This window comes from Sphingopyxis sp. EG6, from assembly GCF_003609815.1.
GTDB lineage: Bacteria > Pseudomonadota > Alphaproteobacteria > Sphingomonadales > Sphingomonadaceae > Sphingopyxis.
On record NZ_AP017603.1, the window covers coordinates 2,735,341 to 2,755,069 of the forward strand.

General features: G+C 63.4%; 18 protein-coding genes. 13 read left to right on the forward strand and 5 right to left on the reverse strand.

From position 1 onward, the window contains the following. Positions 1–57: 57 nt before the first annotated feature. Positions 58–1,575, reverse strand: a complete 1,518-nt coding sequence (locus SPYCW_RS13250) for an acyl-CoA carboxylase subunit beta (protein ID WP_120217167.1) — start codon at positions 1,573–1,575, stop codon at positions 58–60. Positions 1,576–1,595: 20 nt separating this feature from the next. Between SPYCW_RS13250 and SPYCW_RS13255 the strand changes: the two genes are divergently transcribed. The 3 genes from SPYCW_RS13255 to SPYCW_RS13265 all read left to right on the forward strand — a co-directional run bounded on the left by SPYCW_RS13255 (position 1,596) and on the right by SPYCW_RS13265 (position 4,012). Then, entirely contained in the window at positions 1,596–2,117 is a 522-nt protein-coding gene (locus tag SPYCW_RS13255; RefSeq protein ID WP_120217168.1) for a thioredoxin family protein, read from the forward strand. A gap of 10 nt (positions 2,118–2,127) precedes the next feature. Then, on the forward strand, positions 2,128–2,907 hold the full coding sequence (locus tag SPYCW_RS13260; RefSeq protein ID WP_120217169.1) for an SDR family NAD(P)-dependent oxidoreductase: 780 nt from the start codon (positions 2,128–2,130) through the stop codon (positions 2,905–2,907). Positions 2,908–3,109: 202 nt separating this feature from the next. Further along, positions 3,110–4,012 (forward strand): DMT family transporter, encoded by a 903-nt coding sequence (locus SPYCW_RS13265; RefSeq protein WP_120217170.1) that lies wholly within the window; start codon positions 3,110–3,112, stop codon positions 4,010–4,012. A 171-nt stretch (positions 4,013–4,183) separates the two neighbouring features. Here the strand turns inward: SPYCW_RS13265 and SPYCW_RS13270 are convergent, their stop codons facing one another. Next, positions 4,184–5,131 (reverse strand): L-threonylcarbamoyladenylate synthase, encoded by a 948-nt coding sequence (locus SPYCW_RS13270; RefSeq protein WP_120217171.1) that lies wholly within the window; start codon positions 5,129–5,131, stop codon positions 4,184–4,186. Positions 5,132–5,183: 52 nt separating this feature from the next. Between SPYCW_RS13270 and SPYCW_RS13275 the strand changes: the two genes are divergently transcribed. The 9 genes from SPYCW_RS13275 (at position 5,184) to SPYCW_RS13310 (ending at position 16,577) form a co-directional block, all read left to right on the forward strand. Beyond that, complete coding sequence (locus SPYCW_RS13275) at positions 5,184–6,926, forward strand: acyl-CoA dehydrogenase (protein WP_120218299.1); 1,743 nt, start codon at positions 5,184–5,186, stop codon at positions 6,924–6,926. A 115-nt stretch (positions 6,927–7,041) separates the two neighbouring features. Continuing rightward, positions 7,042–9,333 carry an EAL domain-containing protein gene (locus tag SPYCW_RS13280; RefSeq protein WP_120217172.1) on the forward strand — a complete coding sequence of 764 codons (2,292 nt, stop codon included), beginning with the start codon at positions 7,042–7,044 and terminating at the stop codon, positions 9,331–9,333. Between the two features lie 737 nt (positions 9,334–10,070). Further along, entirely contained in the window at positions 10,071–12,011 is a 1,941-nt protein-coding gene (locus SPYCW_RS13285; protein ID WP_172595498.1) for a ribonucleoside-diphosphate reductase subunit alpha, read from the forward strand. Beyond that, positions 12,002–12,364, forward strand: a complete 363-nt coding sequence (locus tag SPYCW_RS13290) for a hypothetical protein (RefSeq protein WP_120217173.1) — start codon at positions 12,002–12,004, stop codon at positions 12,362–12,364. Before SPYCW_RS13285 ends, SPYCW_RS13290 begins: the two co-directional genes overlap by 10 nt. Further along, complete coding sequence (locus tag SPYCW_RS13295; protein ID WP_120217174.1) at positions 12,365–13,429, forward strand: ribonucleotide-diphosphate reductase subunit beta; 1,065 nt, start codon at positions 12,365–12,367, stop codon at positions 13,427–13,429. Between the two features lie 130 nt (positions 13,430–13,559). After that, entirely contained in the window at positions 13,560–13,790 is a 231-nt protein-coding gene (locus SPYCW_RS13300) for a hypothetical protein (RefSeq protein WP_120217175.1), read from the forward strand. 68 nt (positions 13,791–13,858) lie between these two features. Beyond that, on the forward strand, positions 13,859–15,307 hold the full coding sequence (locus tag SPYCW_RS18830; RefSeq protein WP_145985989.1) for a P-loop ATPase, Sll1717 family: 1,449 nt from the start codon (positions 13,859–13,861) through the stop codon (positions 15,305–15,307). 175 nt (positions 15,308–15,482) lie between these two features. Then, the gene (locus tag SPYCW_RS13305; RefSeq protein WP_120217176.1) at positions 15,483–15,797 is read left to right on the forward strand and encodes a GIY-YIG nuclease family protein; all 315 of its coding nucleotides are present in this window, start codon (positions 15,483–15,485) and stop codon (positions 15,795–15,797) included. Positions 15,798–16,022: 225 nt separating this feature from the next. Further along, positions 16,023–16,577, forward strand: a complete 555-nt coding sequence (locus SPYCW_RS13310) for a DUF4440 domain-containing protein (RefSeq protein WP_120217177.1) — start codon at positions 16,023–16,025, stop codon at positions 16,575–16,577. Between the two features lie 296 nt (positions 16,578–16,873). On the opposite strand, the gene SPYCW_RS13315 is transcribed toward SPYCW_RS13310, so the two are convergent. The 3 genes from SPYCW_RS13315 to SPYCW_RS13325 form a co-directional block, all read right to left on the reverse strand. Then, positions 16,874–17,497 (reverse strand): hypothetical protein, encoded by a 624-nt coding sequence (locus SPYCW_RS13315; protein ID WP_232014712.1) that lies wholly within the window; start codon positions 17,495–17,497, stop codon positions 16,874–16,876. Beyond that, a complete protein-coding gene (locus tag SPYCW_RS13320; protein WP_120217178.1) occupies positions 17,445–18,224 on the reverse strand; it encodes a hypothetical protein in 780 nt (259 codons plus the stop codon). Before SPYCW_RS13320 ends, SPYCW_RS13315 begins: the two co-directional genes overlap by 53 nt. Positions 18,225–18,481: 257 nt before the next feature. Continuing rightward, complete coding sequence (locus SPYCW_RS13325; protein WP_120218302.1) at positions 18,482–18,721, reverse strand: DUF2171 domain-containing protein; 240 nt, start codon at positions 18,719–18,721, stop codon at positions 18,482–18,484. Between the two features lie 129 nt (positions 18,722–18,850). Here SPYCW_RS13325 and SPYCW_RS13330 point away from each other — a divergent pair, with 129 nt between their 5' ends. Then, positions 18,851–19,549: a hypothetical protein gene (locus SPYCW_RS13330; RefSeq protein WP_120217179.1), complete on the forward strand. Its 699-nt coding sequence runs from the start codon at positions 18,851–18,853 to the stop codon at positions 19,547–19,549. Positions 19,550–19,729 lie beyond the last annotated feature (180 nt).

The following is a 19,729-nucleotide window of genomic DNA, read 5'->3' on the forward strand; positions in this document are numbered from 1 at the left end:
CGCCTGCTACGCAGGCCCAAGTCTCGCTGCCCCTCCCGTAAACGGGAAGGGAAGTCGCTATTTCACCACCCGCCACGCCAAGTCCGCAAATTCGCACAACAAAGGCCGCGTATCCCTTGGGTCGATAATGTCCTCGACCCCGAATTTCTCCGCCGTCCGGAACGGGCTGCGCACGCGGTTGAGCCTTTCGCGGATCGCCTCCAGATGCGCCGCCGGGTCCGGCGCCGCCTCCAGCTCGCTCTTATACGCCACCTCGACCCCACCCTCGATCGGCAGGCTGCCCCAGTCGCCCGACGGCCACGCAAAGCGGTATTGGAAGCGCTCGGCGTTCGACATCGCGCTGCCCGCGATCCCGTAGGCGCGGCGCACGACCACCGACGCCAGCGGCACGCGCGCGCGGTAGATCGCGTTCATCGCCTGCACGCCATAACGGATCGTCCCCGTCCGCTCGGCCTCGCCGCCGATCATGAAACCCGGATTGTCGACCAGATGCACGATCGGCAGCCGGAACTGGTCGGCCAGTTTGACGAAGCGTTCGGCCTTCTCGCTCGTCTTCGCGTCCCACGACCCGCCGAGGTACGACGGATCGCTCGCGAGGACCGCAACCGGATAGCCGTCGAGGCGCGCGAACGCGGTAATCACCGCCCGCCCCCAGCGCGCGCCCATCTCGAAGAAACTGCCCTGATCGAACACGGCAGTCGCGATGCGCCGCATCGAATAGACCTGCTTCGCCTCGCGCGGCACGACCGACAACAGGCTCTCGTCGCGGCGATCGACGGGATCGCTGCACGGCCTACGCTCGGCCCGGTCATCGATCGACGAGGGCAGATAGGAGAGGAACCGCCGCGCCGCCGCAAACGCCTCGGCCTCGCTTGCGACCTCATCATCGACGACACCGTTGCGCGTATGCACGTCGCTGCCGCCGAGTTCCTCACGATCGAGCGTATCGCCGATCGCCGCCGCAACCGCCGGGCCAGCAGCAAACAGCTGCGACAGTCCGCGCACCATGATGCTGTAATGGCTCGCCACCACCCGCGCCGCGCCCAGCCCTGCTGTCGGCCCCAGCGCCAGCGCCACCACCGGCACCGTGTCGAGGTTGGCGATGATCTCATGCCACCCCGGCACATGTGGAATATAGGTATAACCCATATCCTCGAGCGTCTTGACCGACCCCCCGCCGCCGGTGCCGTCGATCATGCGAATGAGCGGCAGGCGATATTCATGCGCCATCGCCTCGCACTGGATGAATTTGCGGTGCAGCGCCGCATCGGCCGCGCCGCCGCGCACGGTGAAATCGTCGGCCGAGGCGACGACCGGCCGCCCGTCGATATTCGCGCGTCCGAAAATGAAATTGCTGGCCGCAAGGTCTTCGAGTTCGCCGTCAGCGCCATAAGTTCCGCGCCCCGCGATCTTGCCGATCTCGCGAAAGCTGCCCGGATCGACGATCGCGTTCAATCGCGCCCGCGCGTCCAGCTTGCCGCGCCCATGCTGGCGCGCGACCTTTTCTTCGCCGCCCATCTTCTCGGCCATCGCGCGCCGCGCGGCGAGTTCGTCGATCTCTTTTTCCCAGCTCATGGGCGGGAGGCTATCTTACGTTGACGGAAACGTCATCCGAAACCTATCGTCCGAACATGACGCGTCCGATCATCCTTGCCTTCGCGGCTTTGCTCGCGACATCGCCCGCTGGTGCCGCCGAACCACGCACCCTTCCCGGCGTCGAAGATGCGTATAAAAGCACCGCCTTCATTGCCGATCCGATGCCGGCGATCGACGCGGCGCTCGCCGCCGCCAGACAATCGGGCAAACCCGTCCTGCTCGTCATGGGCACTGGCGGCTGCCACGACAGCGCCTGGCTCGCGAACCTCATCGCCACCGACCGCTTCGCCCCCGTCCGCACGCGCTACGAGATCATCTACGCCGATATCGGCATGCCGCACGTCCGCAGCTGGGGCCGCAATCCCGAGGTTGCCAAGCGGTTCCGCTTCAAGATCAAGGGCACACCGACGGTCGCGATCCTCGACGCCGATGGCCGCGTCCTCAACCGCAAGGCCGCCCCCAAATGGCGCAACGCCGCGAGCCGCAGCGATGACGAAATCTACAACGAACTGATGAGTTAGGGAGAGCGATATGGCCGAGATGAACCTTGCGGGGCGCGTCGCGCTCGTCACCGGCGCCTCGCGCGGGATCGGGCGCGGCATCGCGATCGGCCTCGCCGAAGCGGGCGCCGACGTCGCGGTCAATTACACCCGCGGCGAGGAAGCCGCCGCCGAAACCGTCGCCGCGATCGAGGCGCTCGGCCGCAAGGCCAAGGCCTATCAAGCGTCGGTCACCGACGAGGCCGCCTGCGCCGCAATGGTCGCCGCTATCGAGGCCGACTTCGGGGCGATGTCGATCCTGATCAACAACGCGGGCATCGCGAGCCGCGGGCTGTCGGTCGCCGACACGACCCCCGAAGAAGTCGACAAGCTTTTCGCCGTCCACGCCGCGGGGCCGCATCGGTTGAGCCGCCTCGCGCTGCCACAGCTGCGCACCCACGCCCGCAGCGACATCATCGTCATTTCCAGCATCGCGACCTATGTGAACTCGCCCAACGGCGCGCCCTACACGATGGCGAAGGCGGCAGGCGAAGCCCTCGCGCTCACCCTCGCCAAGGAGGAGCTGAAAAACGGCGTCCGCGTCAACATCGTCGCCCCCGCGCTCACCGTCAGCGACATGGGCGAAAAGCTGTCGCGCGCGATCACCGGCAATGCCGACATCCACCATCTCGACACCAAAATGCCCTTCGGCCGCGTCGCCGTCCCCGCCGACGTCGCCGCGGCGGTCGTGTGGTTCGTCTCGGGCGCGAACAGCTATTGCTCGGGCCAGAAGCTCAACATCGACGGCGCGGGGCAAGCAACGTTTCGATAAGCGGCAATCCTCCCTGTCGCGCAGCGATGGGGAGGTGCCAGCGCGAAGCGCTGACGGAGGGGCTTTGGCGCTGCCGTAGCGACCCCTCCACCATCCCCGCTTTCGCGGGGACGGTCCCCCTCCCCATCGCCGCGCGACAGGGAGGATTGGAAATGCCGCATCTTCCTCCCTCCATTTCAGAAGCTCGGCTAAGGCTCACCCCATGCGCCCCGATTCGCCCTCCCCCGTCATCCCCTTCCTCATCGCCTGCGCTGGGATCGCGACCTTTTCCGCGATGGACGTGCTGATGAAGGGGCTCTCGATCGACATCGGCGCCTATAACGCCGTCCTGTGGCGCACCGGCGCCGGAACGATCCTCAGCGGCGCGCTCTATTTCGCCTCGCGCCCCGCGATGCCCGACCGCGCAACGCTGCGTATCCACGCCGTGCGATCGCTGTTCGTCGCGGGCATGGCGGTCAGCTTTTTCTGGGCCTTGGCGCGATTGCCGATGGCGGAGGCGATCGCGATCGCCTTCATCGCGCCGCTCGTCACGCTCTACATGGCGGCGATTTTTCTCGGCGAAAAGATCGGCCCGCGCTCGATCCTCGCCTCGCTGCTCGGCCTCGGCGGGGTGCTGGTGATCGTCGCGGGCAAGCTCGGCCGCGGCGACTATGCGCCCGAAGCCTTGTGGGCGGTCGGTGCGGTGGTCGGCTCGGCGCTGCTCTATGCCTATAACCTCATCCTCGCGCGGCGGCAGGCGAAGATGGCCGAACCGATGGAAATCGCCTTTTTCCAGAACGGCTTCGTCGCGCTGATCCTCGCGGCGGGCGCGCCATGGTTCCTCGCCGTCCCCGGCAGCGACCAGACGCTGCCGATCGTCGGCGCCGCCTTTCTTGCGGTCGCCTCGCTCTTGCTGCTCAGCTGGGCCTACGCCCGCGCCGAGGCGCAGATCCTCGCGACCACCGAATATACGGGCTTCCTGTGGGCGATGCTGTTCGGCTGGATGTTCTTCGACGAAGCGGTGACCTGGCCGACGATCGCCGGCGCGGCGCTGATCGTCGTCGGCTGCCTGATCGTGGCGCGCAAGACCCCGCAGCTCGACCCGGTCGAACCGGCGGCGGCTTGAGAAGAATAGTTCGCACGAAGACACAAAGACACGAAGACGTCGGCAATAGCCCCCCCATTCGCTTGCCGATTGCGCGAAGCGCCTTTCGTAAAAATCGCCTGCGGCGATAAGCGGAGTGACGAACGGCGACCCGACATCTTCGTGTCTTTGTTTCTTCGTGCGAACCAAATATCACACCGCCGCGCGCGAAAGCCGGTCGTTGATCGCCGCGCCCAACCCCTCGGCAGGGATCGCCGCAACGGCAATCCGCGTCTTCGCGCTCGCCGCCCCGGCGTGCAGCGCATCGAACAGCCGCGCCGCCGCTTCGGTCAGATCGCCCGCCGCGCTCAAATCATAATCGCCCCGAACCGCACCAAATCCGATCCCGAACTCGTCCTCCGCAAAATCCGTTGCCTCCAGCCGCACCGGCTTGCCCGGCGCATAATGGCTTGCCAGCATCCCCGGCGCGACAATCTCGGCTCCCTTGACCCCCATCACGGGAAGCCCGCTCGCTTCGCCTAGCATCGCCGCGGTCACCGGCCCCGGCCGCAGCACCTCGACCGCGCCCTCATTCACGCGCGCGATCGTCGATTCGACCCCTGCCGTCGTCGGCCCGTCGTCGATCACCAGCGCAATCCGCCCGTCCAGCGTCGCGAGCACATGGCTTGCCCTCGTCGGGCTGACCCCGCCGCTCGCATTGGCACTGGGCGCCGCCAAAGGCGCCCCGCTCGCCGCCAGCAAGGCCTGCATCGCGCGATGCCCGGGCACCCTGAGCGCGATCGTCGCCAGCCCCGCCGTCGCGATGCTCGCCACCGGGCAGTCGTCCGTACGCGGCACGACCAGCGTCAGCGGCCCCGGCCAGAAAAGCGTCGCCAGCGCCCGTTCGGCCGCGCCGAACACCCCCAAAAGCTCTGCCGCCGCCAGATCGGGCACATGCACGATCAAGGGATTGAAATCGGGCCGCCCCTTTGCCGCATAGATCCGCGCCACCGCCGCCGCGTTGCGCGCATCGGCGGCGAGTCCGTAAACCGTCTCGGTCGGCACCGCGACGGGCTGTCCCGCCGCGACCAGCGCCGCCGCTTCGGCGATAGCTTTCCTATCGAACGCGCGAGCCAGCGTGGGATTTGAGGCATGGGCCATGCCGCGCTATAGCGCCCGCGCAACCAGATTCATCAAGAAAGTCGGCCATCGCATGACCTACACGCCGCCCACCACCGAACAGCTCTTCGTCCTCAATCACATCGCGCGCATCGACGCGATGGCGCAGCATGATCGTTTCGCCGATGCGACCCCGGACATGGTCGAGGCCATCGTCACCGGCATCGGCGAATTCGCGGCCGAGGTCTATGCGCCGCTGAACCGCGTCGGCGACGTCAACAACCCCAAATGGCAGGACGGCAAGGTCACCATGCCCCCGGGGTTCAAGGAAGCGTACCAACAGTTCGTCGATGCCGGCTGGGGCAGCATCGACGGCCCAACCGAATATGGCGGCCAGGGACTGCCCTTCACCCTCGCGACCGTGATCATCGAGGCGCTCGGCAGCGCCGACATGGGCTTTACCCTCTGCAACATCCTGACCCCGGGCGCGATCCACGCGCTGATGGCCTATGGCACCGAGGAGCAGCGCCAGACCTGGCTCCCCAAGCTGGTGTCGGGCGCGTGGAACGGGACGATGAACCTGACCGAACCCGCGGCGGGCAGCGACGTCGGCGCGCTGCGTTCGACCGCCGAAAAGGTCACCGAAGGCCCCAACGCGGGCCTCTACCGGATCAAGGGTCAGAAGATCTTCATCACCTTCGGCGAGCATGACCTCACCGACAATATCGTCCATCTCGTCCTCGCGCGCACCCCCGGCGCGCCCGAGGGGACGCGCGGCATCTCGCTGTTCCTCGTCCCCAAATATCGCCTCGACGCGAACGGCAATCCGACGATTTCGAACGGCGTCCATTGCGCCTCGATCGAGCACAAGCTCGGCATCCACGGCTCGCCGACCGCAGTGATGGTCTATGGCGAGGGCGAAGACTGCCTCGGCGAAATCGTCGGCGACGAAATGGGCGGGATGCGCGCGATGTTCGTGATGATGAACAATGCACGCCTGATGGTCGGTTGCCAGGGCGTCCAGATCGCCGAACGCGCGACGCAGCAGGCGCAGCGCTTTGCCGCCGAGCGTGTCCAGTCGTCGCTCGCGGGTTCGCCCGACCGCACCCCGGTGACGATTGACCAGCATCCCGACGTGCGCCGCATGCTGTGGCGGATGCGCGCCCAGACCGAAGCCGCGCGCGCGCTCACCTATTACGCCGCGGCGCAGACCGATTTCGGCAAATTGGGCGACGAGGACGCGGCGATGCGCGCCGAAGTGCTGATCCCGCTGGTCAAGGCGCATGCCACCGACATCGGCTGCGAGGTCGCCAGCCTCGGGATCCAGGTTCATGGCGGCATGGGCTTCATCGAGGAAACCGGCGCCGCGCAGCATTATCGCGACGCGCGCATCGCCCCGATTTACGAAGGCACCAACGGCATCCAAGCCGCCGATCTCGTCGGGCGCAAGCTCGGTATGGCGGGTGGCGACCTCGTCCGCGGGTTGATCGACGACATCACCGATGCCGCCACCGATTTCGCCGAGCTTCAGCAGCTTGCCCATGCGTGCCGTGCCGTGACCGACTGGATGGTCGATGCGAACACCGCCGACCGGCTCGCGGGCAGCTACCCCTATCTGACCATGCTCGCGACCGCGACCTGCGGCTGGCTGATGGCGCTTCAGCATCGCGCGGCGAAAATCGCGCTCGACGAGGGCAGCGGCGACCGCGCCTTCCTCGAAGCCAAGCTCGCGTCGACGCATTTTTACCTGGCCCAAATCGTCCCCGCGGCGATCGGCCTGGCACCGTCGGCGCTGGCCGGCGACGCCGTGCTGGCTCCGCTCCCGAAACTCGCCTGAATCCAGCGGATTCAAGCCGGTTTCGGGCGCCTCGACCCCGGCAAGAATTTGTTCATGATTAACGCGATGATAACCATCTGGGACTAGGCACATCCGGCAATTGCTGGAGACGTGCGTGCCCATCCCGGTCAAAAGTCTGATCATCAGCTGGCGCACGATCGCCTTGGCGTTGATTCTCAGCCTGATCGTCGGCGTCAGCGGTGCGGGCGAGCTGCCCGATCGGCTGATCTCGATGGCGACCAGCCGCATCACCGCGCGCGCGGTATCGGGTGACACGGTCGTCGTCGCGCTCGACGACAAGACGTTGCAGGCGGTCGGCAATCAGGATTTCGACATCAACCACCACATGCAATTGGTGCGCGCCATCCAAGCGTCGCCAGCAAAGCGCCTGTTCGTCGATTTTTCCTACGCACGCCGAACCGAGGATCGGGATTTTCCAAAATTTGCCGCAGCGGTGCGCCAGATGGGCGATCGCATCATCCTCGCGGTACCGTCCGCCAGCTTTGGTGGAACCACGGCCACCGCACTGCGATGGCCCGATTCGCGCTTTGGTAACCAGGCCAAGCTTGGCTTCATCGGTTTGGAATATGAATTCTGGCAGGTATGGAAAGTGCCTCTCGCGGTAAACGCCGAAGGCCGGATCCTGCCCAGCTTTGCCGCACTGCTGGCAAATCGCCCGCTCGACGCACCCGGCCAATTCGCTCTCGACCTGTCCTACGACCCCGACACGATCACGCAATATAGCGCGATCGACGTCATGACGGGCAAGCTGGATCCAGAGCTGCTCCGCGGCAAGGATGTGATCTTTGCCTCGGCGTCGGCGGCCTTGCCTGGCCAGCATTATCTGCCGGGTCGTGACAAGGTACATGGCGCCTATATCCATTTGATCGCGGGAGAAGCACTCAAGCGTGGGCAGCCGGTCGATATTGGCTGGCTCCCGGCCCTTGCCGTCAGCTTCCTCGCCATGCTTGCGGCGCTCGCGTGGCGAAACGGCCGATGGCAGGGGGTGACCGCGGGCGTGATCGCCGCGGCGCTGCTGGTCGTAAAAGTAGTCGGCAGCCTCTCGCTCGTCACGATCCACATCGGCGCGGCCTGTTTCCTGATCGCGGCGATAAGTGCCAACGTCGCGCGCACCCGTCGCCGCTCGTCTGCGCAGCGCGAAAACCCCGTATCCGGCCTGCCCAATTTCGAAGCGCTGCGCACCCAAGCTCCCTTCGGCAGCGCGACCGTTATCGCTGCCAAGGTGGTCAATTTCGAGGATCTCGCCGCCTTCATTCCGGGCGACGGGATCGGCAAGCTGGTCGAACAGGTCACCCGCCGCCTGCAACTGGCGTCGCAGGGAACGACGCTGCACCACGATCTCGACGGCACCTTCGCCTGGCTCGTCCCCTATTATCAGCACAGCCAGATCGAAGGGCAGCTGGCAGGCCTCGCCGCGCTATTCAACGCGCCGCTCACGATCGGCGAATTGCGCGTCGATGTCGCGATCGCCTTCGGGGTCAACGACGAGTTCGAAGGATCGAACGCGCAGCGCCTCGCCGCCGCGCTGGTCGCCGCCGAACGCGCGATCCGTACGCGCGCGCTGTGGACCAAATATGTCCCGCGGCAAAAGGACGATGCCGGCTGGCAATTGTCCTTCCACTCGCAGCTCGAGGATGCGCTGACCGGGGGCGACATCTGGGTCGCGTTCCAGCCGCAATATGCCATCGCGACGGGCAAGCTGGTCGGGGTCGAGGCGCTGGCGCGCTGGACCCACCCGACGCGCGGCCCGATCCCGCCCGACGAATTCATCGTTCAGGCCGAAAAGAGCCAGGACATCTACCGCCTGACCCTGTTCGTCATGGATCAGGCGATCCGCTCGGCGGCGCAGCTTCACGAGCGCGGTCACCGGATCAACATGTCGGTCAACCTGTCGGCGACGCTGCTCGACCATAATGATCTGGTCGGGACGATCCGTGTCATGCTGACCGCGCATCATCTGCCGCCCGAGATATTGACGATCGAGATTACCGAAACCGCGCAGATCGAAAACAGCCGCCAGGCGCGCCAGACGCTCGCGCAGCTCCGCCGCACGGGCATCCGGCTGTCGATCGACGATTATGGGACGGGGCAGTCAAATCTCGAATATCTGACCGAAATCGAGGCCGACGAAATCAAGATCGACAAGCGATTCGTGATGACCATGCGCGATTCGCAGCGCAACCTCGAAGTCGTTAAGTCGACCATTGACCTAGCACATCGTCTGGGCGCCGTAGCAGTCGCCGAAGGCATCGAAGATGCCGAAACCATGACGCTGCTCGGCCAGCTCGGCTGCGACGTTGGTCAGGGTTATCATCTTGGAAAACCGCAATTGTTTTCCGAGCTCACCGCGACCCTTGCTGCACCGCAACAAAACCGCACCGGATAGCTGCCATATTGGTGGCAATTTTATGGTTAAGACTCGATTTACCTTACCAAAGATGGTATATGCTCCGTTAACTGTTCTTCGTGGGCAGTGCCGACAGGAGATATCTTATGGGTTGGTTTTGGAGATGGATGGGCGGCGGCGGCTCCGGCAACGGCGGCGCAGAAGCTTAATCCGAATATCAAACAGAAAAGGGTCCCGGACATGTCCGGGGCCCTTTTTCTTTGCCTGTCATGTTCTTTGCCTGCCGTGCGCCCGTCCCCGGCGCGGGCGATAGCGAAATCGCGAATAGCGACCCGGCGAAACGCCGCCTCCGCGCCGCTCCCTCATCACCGCCTGATCCCGCTTGAAAAAACATTGCGCGCGGTCGCGCGGCGCAGCCACCGGGCCTGAGTGGCGGAAACGCTGGCATGGCGCGCCTCGCGCGGGCATCGCCAGCGACGAGACGAATCAAAATATCGACGAACCGAGTCGCTAAAACGTCATTTACCGTCTTGCATCGTCACGCCGACGTGGCACTATAGATGGTGGGTCAGCCGAGGGGGCACCCCAAGCATTAGTGGTTAGCCAAAAATGGCGGATTTCCGTCGCCCGCTGCACATGGGCTCGGAAAACTACTTCGTGCGGCCAAAAATATGTGCCCCCGCGGATCGAATAGATGCTAGGCTGGGGCTTCGTCCCGAGTCGAACAAGACAGGAACATATGCGCCGCGGCGCATGGGCAATCGGGGACGGAAAAGATGGATTTTCGCGAGACAGAACGGGTGGAGACGAGCGACGTGGCGACGATGGAATTGACGAAAAACGAAGCGCCCCCAGCGAACGAATCGACCCCGGCAGCAGCGCCTGCCGCCAAGCTTAACGACAGCAGCGAGGCCAAGGTCCACGCGCGCCGATTCGAAATCGTGACCGACGCCAGCCGCGACGCGCTGCTCACCGACTTCGGCAAGGAAACGCTCGAGGACCGCTACCTCCTCCCCGGCGAATCATATCAGGATCTGTTCGCGCGCGTCGCGTCGGCCTATGCCGACGATCAGGAGCATGCGCAGCGGCTCTACGACTATATCTCGAAACTGTGGTTCATGCCCGCGACCCCCGTGCTGTCGAACGGCGGCACCGGCCGCGGCCTGCCGATCAGCTGCTACCTCAATTCGGTCGACGACAGCCTCGAAGGCATCGTCGGCACCTGGAACGAGAATGTCTGGCTCGCCAGCCGCGGCGGCGGCATCGGCACTTACTGGGGCGCGGTGCGCGGCATCGGCGAACCCGTCGGTTTGAACGGCAAGACCAGCGGCATCATCCCCTTCGTCCGCGTGATGGACAGCCTCACCCTCGCGATTTCGCAGGGCTCGCTCCGCCGCGGCTCGGCCGCCTGCTACCTCGACATCTCGCACCCCGAGATCGAGGAGTTTCTCGAGGTCCGCAAACCCTCGGGCGACTTCAACCGCAAGGCGCTCAACCTGCACCACGGCGTCCTCATCACCGACGAGTTCATGGAGGCCGTCCGCGACGGCAAGGAATTCGACCTCCGCTCGCCGAAGGACAACAGCGTCCGCGGCACCGTCGACGCGCGCGGGCTGTTCCAGAAGCTCGTCGAAACGCGCCTCGCGACCGGCGAGCCCTACATCATCTTCATCGACCAGGTGAACCGCATGATGCCCAAGCATCATCGCGACCTGGGGCTCAAGGTCACCACCTCGAACCTGTGCAGCGAAATCACCCTGCCGACCGGCCGCGACCATCTCGGCAACGATCGCACCGCGGTCTGCTGCCTGTCGAGCCTCAACCTCGAAACCTGGGACGAGTGGAACGGCGACAAGCGCTTCATCGAGGACGTCATGCGCATGCTCGATAACGTCCTGCAGGACTATATCGACCGCGCCCCGCCCGAAATGGCGCGCGCCAAATATAGCGCCAGCCGCGAACGCTCGGTCGGCCTCGGCGTGATGGGCTTCCACAGCTTCCTTCAGGCGCGCGGCCTGCCCTTCGAGGGCGCGATGGCGAAATCGTCGAACCTCCGCGTCTTCAAGCATATCCGCGCGCAGGTCGACGCCGCCTCGATGCTGCTCGCCAACGAGCGCGGCCCCTGCCCCGACGCCGCCGATCAGGGGGTGATGGAGCGCTTCAGCTGCAAGATGGCGATCGCGCCGACCGCGTCGATCTCGATCATCTGCGGCGGCACCAGCGCGTGCATCGAGCCGATCCCGGCGAACATCTACACGCACAAGACGCTCTCGGGCAGCTTCTCGATCCGCAACCCGCACCTCGAAGCCCTGCTCGTCGACAAGGCGAAGAACAGCGATGCGGTGTGGAACTCGATCCTCGAACGCGGCGGCAGCGTCCAGCACCTCGACTTCCTGACCCAGGACGAAAAGGATGTGTACAAGACCAGCTTCGAGATCGACCAGCGCTGGCTGCTCGAACTCGCCGCCGACCGCACGCCGTACATCGATCAGGCGGCGTCGCTGAACCTGTTCATCCCGGCGGACGTCGAGAAGTGGGACCTGCTCATGCTCCACTACCGCGCATGGGAACTCGGCATCAAATCGCTCTACTATCTCCGCTCGAAATCGGTGCAGCGCGCCGGCTTCGCTGGCGGGGTCGAGGCCGACAACACGTCGGAAGCCCCGAAATACGAGCTGCAGACCACCGATTATGACGAGTGTCTGGCTTGTCAGTAAAGAGTTTCCTCGCCGACACTTTTGGCATCACGCAATTGCGGGAAAGCCATGAGGCACTCGGCGCTGGAAAGTTCTGGATACTGATGGGCGTCATGTTGGCCTATCTCGCGATCGGGATTGCGCTGATGGTATCCGCCGTGTGGCCGGGCGATTGCGATCACTCAGGTCGTCGGCTCACAGGGTTGGTGAAGAAATATAACTGCAGCCCCGACCTGCTTTCCGGGGGCGCAGTCGAAATAGGTTTGTTTGTCTGGCTATGGTCGATGCCGACGATCGTTGTCGTCGCGGTGGCTTGGTCTTGGATTCATCACTTTCGGCGCAAGCGCGCCCGAACGACGCAGTGGAGTAAGTAGATGCCCCTTCTAGAAGCCCGCAAAACCTACAAACCCTTCGAATATCCCTGGGCGTTCGATTTCTGGAAGCGCCAGCAGCAGATCCACTGGGTGCCGGAGGAAGTGCCGCTGGGCGAGGATTGCCGCGACTGGGCGCAGAAGATCAGCGACCATGAACGAAATTTGCTCACCCAGATTTTCCGCTTCTTCACCCAAGCCGATATCGAGGTGCAGGATTGCTACCACGAAAAATACGGCAGCGTGTTCAAGCCGACCGAGATCAAGATGATGCTGACCGCGTTCAGCAACATGGAGACGGTGCATATCGCGGCGTACAGCCACCTGCTCGACACCATCGGCATGCCCGAAAGCGAGTACGGCATGTTCCTCGAATATGACGAGATGCGCGCCAAGCACGACTATATGGGTACCTTCGGCGTCGAGAATGACGAGGATATCGCGCGCACCCTCGCGATGTTCGGCGGCTTTACCGAAGGCTTGCAGCTCTTCGCCAGCTTCGCGATGCTGATGAACTTCCCGCGCTTCAACAAGATGAAGGGCATGGGCCAGATCGTCAGCTGGTCGATCCGCGACGAGAGCCTCCACTGCGAGGGCATCATCAAGCTGTTCCACACCTTCACCAAGGAACGCGGCTGCCTGACCAAGGCGGTGAAGGAAGACATCATCGACACCTGCCAGAAAACGGTGCGGCTCGAGGATGCGTTCATCGACCTGGCGTTCGAACAGGGCCCCGTCCCCGGCATGACCCCGAAGGAGATCAAGCGCTACATCCGCTACATCGCCGACTGGCGCCTGGGCCAGCTGGGGTTCCAGCCGATCTACATGATCGACGAACACCCCCTCCCCTGGCTCGCCCCGCTGCTGAACGGCGTCGAGCATGCGAACTTCTTCGAAACGCGCGCCACCGAATACAGCAAGGGCGCGACGCGCGGCGACTGGAACACCGTGTGGTCCAGCTTCGACAACCGCAAGAAAGCCAAGGCCAACGACGACGGCGCCCCAACCCCCGCCGCCGAAACCGACGGCGAGGATATGTTCGCGAAGGCGGGCATCGCCGCCGAATGATATTAATCCCCTCCCGCTTGCGGGAGGGGCTGCGAAACTTGCGGTCCTGAGCTTGTCGAAGGGCCGCTAGTTGCAGCGGGGAGGGCGAGCAACGCCGCACCCCCGCGCAACGCAAAAGTCAGAGACCAAAATGACCGAAAAGAAAAAAGAGAAGCTCCTCATCCTCAGCCAGCCGCAGCGTTCGACGCTGGAAGGCCTGTCGAACCGCCGCCCCCAACTCCCCACCGACCCGATCCGCGACGAACTCGTCACGCTGGGCCTCGTGGAGAAACAGGGCGCAAAGTGGGCGCTGACCCCGACGGGCAAGAAGGTGCTGGCGGCAAGCTCGAACCGGCGCAATGCTGGGGGGTTTTCGGTTTGATCGCTAAGCGCGAAAAGATAATAGAAACGAGTTGCGGCAACCGCTCGGTTACCCATTTGGAGGAAAACATGGGTTTTCATGCGTCTATCGGGACCTTTGGTGACGTTGCAGCCGAAGAGGATGACGCCGTACTGTCCTACTTTCTAAAAACTGAAGCCGTTACCCGAATAGAGAATGGGGAAGCGCTGATAGTTCTAGGAAGAAAAGGGTCAGGAAAGACAGCAATATCTAAGTACTTTGCAAACTCTACGGATAATTACCTTTCCTCCTCGTTAAGCCTTAGAGACTATCCATGGTCTTTGCACGAAAAGCGTAGAAACTATGGAGCTTCTGAAATTGAGTCCTACGTTGCATCTTGGCGATATCTTATCGCCGTAAAGACTCTCTCCATGCTACTTTCAGCCTGTGGCGGAAAGATTGTTACAGATTCTCAACGCTCGGCCTACGCCTTCCTTTTCGATAACTACGGCGGCATAGATCCCACGCTCCAAGACATTCTGCGCCCGCCAAAGTTGAAACTTTCCAAGGCTTCTTTCACCCCCTCAATAATGGGGAATGCGCTTGGCGGAATAGACCTTGAAACAAAGCAGGGCGGGTTGGCACATGAAGCAGATGCGCTCACAGATATTCTACTCGACACAGCTCTAACCATCGGAAACCAAATAGGAAAAAAGAAGGTCCTAATTCATTTCGATGAACTAGATCAAGGACTCTCGCAGATTGACGACCAGCATGAACGAATGATCGTTGGCCTCGTTTTGGCGTGCCGGTCTGTCAGGAAAAATACAAAATACGGGGTGAGTATCCAGCCGATTGCGTATCTGCGAACAGATATTTGGGACGAATTTAGGTTTTCGGACAAAAATAAAATATCTCAATCTTCTTCAGTATATTTAGAATGGGATTCCGATTCTTTGCTTGCTCTCATCAATGAGAGAATCAAAGTAAAGCTTGGAGAAAAATACTCTTGGGATGATATTGAAGATGGCGCGGTTATGCGAGGCTCGCAGCCGAAATGGAACCATATAATCGCAAGAACATTTCTCAGACCGAGAGATGTAATTCAGTTTTTGAATTGTGCCTTGGAAATAAGCCTGAATCGCACCCCTGATGCTAACATATTCGATAACGAGGATATTCAACTTGCTCGAGAGCCTTATTCTAGGTACCTCAAACAGGAACTAGATGACGAACTCGGTCCTCACTGGGAAAAATGGACAGAATCCCTTCAGGTTTTCTCTGAATTGGTTACTATTACATTTTCCCGAGAAGACTTTATAGAATCATACGAAAAACGCAGAACCAAGAAAAATGAAAAAGATCCCGAAGAAGCACTAGAAACTTTATATAACTTTTCAGTTATTGGATATCGCCGCGGCATTGGAAAGGGCGGTAGCGGATGGGTTTTTCAGTATACAGATCCTCAGGCAGGATGGGACAATGGCGCTAGTCGATTAAAAGTTCATTTAGGACTAAAAGAATTTGCTAAATTGAGGGAAGAGAGGGAGTTACGGTGACAGGTGCGATAACCCCCAATTAGATCGCTCAACCAGCGCCGCATGGATGCCGGATCAAGTCCGGCATGACGAGGAGTGTGAAGTATCCGGTTTGCGCTAAACTCGTCATCCGCGGACGAGGCCCGTGACTCGTTCGCCTTGATCCGGGGTCCATCACCGCCCTAGCCTCCACCCCATGCACGCCGACTTTCAACCCTGCGCCTATATCATGGCCAGCGCCCGCCACGGCACGCTCTACACCGGCGTCACCTCGCACCTGATCCAGCGTATCTGCCAGCATCGCGACGGCAGCTTCGACGGCTTCATCAAACGCTATGGCGTCAAAACGCTCGTCTGGTTCGAACTCGCCGCGGCAATGCACGCAGCGATCGCACGCGAGAAGCAAATCAAGAACTGGCAGCGCCGGTGGAAGATCGAGCTGATCGAGGCGGCGAACCCCGATTGGCGCGATCTGGCGGAAGAATTGGGGTTGCCGCCGCTTGGCCGGTGACGGCCACCCTACACTTCCCCCTCATTCGTCATGCCGGACCCTTCGACAAGCTCAGGACAGACTTGATCCGGCATCCGCGACTACGGTCGTGGCATGGACCCCGGATCAAGGCGAACGAGTCATGGGCCTCGTTCGCGGGTGACGAGGCGTAGTGACAATCAGGTGGAGCGCCTTGCCTTCGCCGCCCACCTGTATGATACGAACAACACAGCAAGGAAACCCGCCATGCCCTTCGCCACCCTGTTTCTCGCCGCCGCCCTCGGCACAACGCCGCCCGTCGCCGCCACCCCCATGCCCACCGGCGAAGCGCTGACCGCGCAAATCGGCGCCCATGACGCGCGCCTCTTCTGGGCCGTGTTCGAAGGCTGCGACGCCGGGGCGCTGCCCGACCTGCTCGCTCCCGAATTCCGGATGATTCACGACAAGGGCGGCCTCGCCGAACCCAGCCGCGATGCGATGGTCGCCGATGTTGCCAAAAGCTGCGCCAATCGCCAGCCCGGCGGCACCCAGGCGGGGTACAAGAACCGCCGCCTGCTCGTCCCCGGGTCGCACCGCGTCCGCGCGATGGGCGACTGGGGCGCGCTGGAGGAAGGCGCGCATGTCTTTTTCGAATGGAACGCCCGCGAAACCCGCTGGGACATGGTCGGCGGGGCGCATTATATGCACCTGTGGCAATGGATGCCCGCCGAAGCGCGCTTCCGCCTGTCGCAAAGCTACAGCTATGACCATGCGGGCGCCGCGCCCTATCCGCCCCCGCCCGGACCACAACCCCGCAAATGACGCGAGCCAGGGCGACGATTTACTGGATCAAATCCACTTTCAAGCCCGCCGCCCCAATAACCGCTTTCCTACAATTGCTCGCCATGCCACCCTCGCGGCTTGGCTCTTTGACGCGTCCAAACCCCCTGCCCCACCGCGCGCCGGACATCGCGGTCGCGCGCGACCTTTGCGACGTTTCGCGCCGCCGCCGCAATAGACGACCTTGGCGATCTTTGCGTCCTATGCCCGGTTACCAACCGCTTGTTTCCGGGGTCGATGCGGTGACAAGTTTGACAACTCCCAGCGCCGCCGCCCGCTCAGTTCAGCATCGATCCGCCCGGAAACCCGCGCACCCCGGCGACCGCGAACATCACCCCGCCGCGCACCGCCTCGGGCGCATCCTCCAGCAGGTACAGCTTCACCAGCTCGCGCGTCACCTCGCTGTCGTCGTCGACCACCAGCCGCAGCGATGCGATGCCCAGCTCGCCCTTGGCGACCACCACGTCCTGGATCAGCGCCAATGGCCAGCGCTCGCCGCCGCCGCCGCGATACAGCATACTGCCGTCGTGCCAGATATAGGCATCGCGCCAGCGCCACGCGCGGTGAAAAGCGGCAAGTCCGACCAGCGCCGCGGCGATCCCGGCGCTGACCAGCAGGTTACCGAACAGCACCGCGCGCGCCACGGCGGCCGCGCCGTCGTCCCACACGGGGAGCGCCTGCCGTAGCACCAAGACAGCGGCGGCCAGCGCGCACAGCAATTGCCCCGCCAGCAACGGCTTGGCCTTCAACCGGGCCAGCACCACCCTTCGCGATCCCACAGGCTTCATCGCCCCGCCCATAGCAGCCTTGCCGCCGGGCGCCAGCCGTCCGTCGCGATCGCGCCGCCGCCTATCGGCAGCGCGGGTGGGTGCCGATATCGCGGATGTCGTAAACGCGGCCATCGGCGACCGTCATCTGGACGCACTGGCGGCTCGCGCGGCGGTTCCACACGCTGTACGCGGTGTTGCCCGATTTGAAGCTGTCGACATTGGTAAAGCCGCGGTCGCGCATCGCATCGTCGGCGCTTGACGCGCGCGCGCCGTTCAGGTCCATGAACTGCCCGACCTCGGCATAACCGCCGCCGCCATAATGATGGCCCAGGTTCGAACTCCGCTCGTTCACCCCCGCCTGATAGCCGCTCGAATAGGCGTCGGACCGGCCATAATTATGGTAGGGCGCGTTATACAGGCCGTCGCGGTATCCGCGGTCGAACTCGCCCGTTCCCTGCTGGTCATACTCCTTGTCCTTATGGTGTTTCTTGCTCGCCAGCGCCGCGATCAGCGCGATCCCGGCGACCGCCGCGACCGCGGCTCCGGCATTGTCGCCGCCACCACCGCCCTGATTGCAGTCGGACCGCGACGCCGTTTCGACCGACTGATATTTGCCGTCCCACGTCACGACATGCGCGCATTGCTTGCCGTCGCGGTTCCACCAATAGCTGTGCTTGCGGTCGCCGTCGTTGTGCGTTTCGATATGCGTATAGCCGCGCATTTCCAGCTGGGTTTCGCCGCTCGACCCGCGCGCACCGACCAGATCCTGCAACCCCGGCGCCTGCTTCGCCAGCACCGGCGTCGCCAGCATCGACACCGCCGCCAGCGCCGCGATGCTCTTCATCGAAAAATGCTTCATGCTCTTTCCCCTGTTGCATTGCCACATGGGGGATGGCGCGGCGTTTTTGGCCTGTCGCGCAGCCCGAACGACCCCGCCGGCGGGTCGTTTACGGCCGCGCCGACTGTGCGACTCCAGTACTGCAAAATCGCGCGCGAGTCTTTGACCTTGCACAAAATCCCGCCCCGGCGACAGCGCGCGCCGCGGCCCAAAAGAAATGGCCCGCCCCAAATACCGGGGCGGGCCATGGCGCCGGATACGTACGCGCGGAGCGCCGGTTATTCGGCCTCTTCGAACAGGTCGACTGCGGTGGCGCCGGTTGCCGACAGGCGCACCGTGTCGCCCTCCACCGCCGCGACCAGTCCGGCGGGCAGGAAATGATGCTTGCCGTCGCCGCTGTCGCCTTTGGTCAGCTTGATCCGCTCGCCGTCGAGATGGTCGACGGTGCCGACATGGACGCCATCGGCGCCGATGACGGTCATATGTTCCTTAATCGCACTATGGTCATGCTCAGCCATCGTCATTCTCCTTGCCGCCTTGCGGGACCGCCCGCAAAGTCTGGTACCCGAACGTCCGGCAGCCGCCATCGATCCGGCGGCGCCGACGAGCCGCCCGAAAGCAACGCCGGGCTTCCTGCGGGCGCCGCCATGCTCTACGCTCTGTCGATGCGTATCCTGCTCTCGCTTGCTGCCGCCGTGCTTGTCGCCGTGCCGCTTCCCGCTGCGGCCTGCTCGGTCGCGGGCGATTACCGGATCCCGACGAACATGGAACTGGTCGAAGGCGCCGACATGATCCTGCTCGCGACCGTCGATGGCGGTACCGCGATCGATGCCATCGACGATCCCGATGCCATGCGGATCGACATCACGCCGGTGGCGGCGATCAAGGGCGACCGCGCCGCCGCACCGACGAGCCTGCCGATCGCGCTGGCCCCCACTCCGCTGGCTATCCTCAGCCATCCGTACGATCTGGAACATGCCCACCCGCTGTCACAGACCGGCGGCTGTATCCGGTACATGGTCCCCAGGGGTTCGCGGGTGCTGTTCTTCCTCCGCCAATCAGAAGGCGGGTGGACGCCCGCAGGCGGGCCGTTCAGCCGCTGGGCCGAAGATGTGCTGACCGATGACGCCCCATGGCTACAGGTGGTGCGCCTCTATGCCGAAGCCGCCGCGCTGCCCGCCGACGACCGCACCGCCTATCTGACCGCGCGCCACGACGAATATGGCGCGCGGCGTGATGATCCGGTGGCCCAGCTGATCGCCGCCGACATCGCCCGCCAGCTCGTTGGCCCGAACCCGCCGCTGCGCGGGGAATTGCCGCCCGCGCCGGACGATACCGACGATTAGCACAGGGGGCGGCGCGCTGGCGCAAAGGCGATTTGACGCAGATCAACGACGCTGACCGGCAATGCGGTGATGGCGGGACATCGCCATTTCAAGGGAGCCGATCAATGACCCACCCGCTTATGCAGACGCCCGTCCTCGTCTTTGCCTTCATGATGATCAGCTTTGCGCTGACGATCGGCC

Bases quoted from the DNA above. Each gene is read 5' to 3' on its own strand.
- SPYCW_RS13295 (WP_120217174.1), top strand. From the start codon at position 12,365: ATGCCCCTTCTAGAAGCCCGCAAAACCTACAAACCCTTCGAATATCCC.
- SPYCW_RS18830 (WP_145985989.1), top strand. From the start codon at position 13,859: ATGGGTTTTCATGCGTCTATCGGGACCTTTGGTGACGTTGCAGCCGAA.
- SPYCW_RS13250 (WP_120217167.1), bottom strand. From the start codon at position 1,575: ATGAGCTGGGAAAAAGAGATCGACGAACTCGCCGCGCGGCGCGCGATG.
- SPYCW_RS13300 (WP_120217175.1), top strand. From the start codon at position 13,560: ATGACCGAAAAGAAAAAAGAGAAGCTCCTCATCCTCAGCCAGCCGCAG.
- SPYCW_RS13315 (WP_232014712.1), bottom strand. From the start codon at position 17,497: ATGGCCGCGTTTACGACATCCGCGATATCGGCACCCACCCGCGCTGCC.
- SPYCW_RS13260 (WP_120217169.1), top strand. From the start codon at position 2,128: ATGGCCGAGATGAACCTTGCGGGGCGCGTCGCGCTCGTCACCGGCGCC.
- SPYCW_RS13320 (WP_120217178.1), bottom strand. From the start codon at position 18,224: ATGAAGCATTTTTCGATGAAGAGCATCGCGGCGCTGGCGGCGGTGTCG.
- SPYCW_RS13310 (WP_120217177.1), top strand. From the start codon at position 16,023: ATGCCCTTCGCCACCCTGTTTCTCGCCGCCGCCCTCGGCACAACGCCG.
- SPYCW_RS13285 (WP_172595498.1), top strand. From the start codon at position 10,071: ATGGATTTTCGCGAGACAGAACGGGTGGAGACGAGCGACGTGGCGACG.
- SPYCW_RS13270 (WP_120217171.1), bottom strand. From the start codon at position 5,131: ATGGCCCATGCCTCAAATCCCACGCTGGCTCGCGCGTTCGATAGGAAA.
- SPYCW_RS13305 (WP_120217176.1), top strand. From the start codon at position 15,483: ATGCACGCCGACTTTCAACCCTGCGCCTATATCATGGCCAGCGCCCGC.
- SPYCW_RS13325 (WP_120218302.1), bottom strand. From the start codon at position 18,721: ATGGCTGAGCATGACCATAGTGCGATTAAGGAACATATGACCGTCATC.
- SPYCW_RS13265 (WP_120217170.1), top strand. From the start codon at position 3,110: ATGCGCCCCGATTCGCCCTCCCCCGTCATCCCCTTCCTCATCGCCTGC.
- SPYCW_RS13275 (WP_120218299.1), top strand. From the start codon at position 5,184: ATGACCTACACGCCGCCCACCACCGAACAGCTCTTCGTCCTCAATCAC.
- SPYCW_RS13330 (WP_120217179.1), top strand. From the start codon at position 18,851: ATGCTCTACGCTCTGTCGATGCGTATCCTGCTCTCGCTTGCTGCCGCC.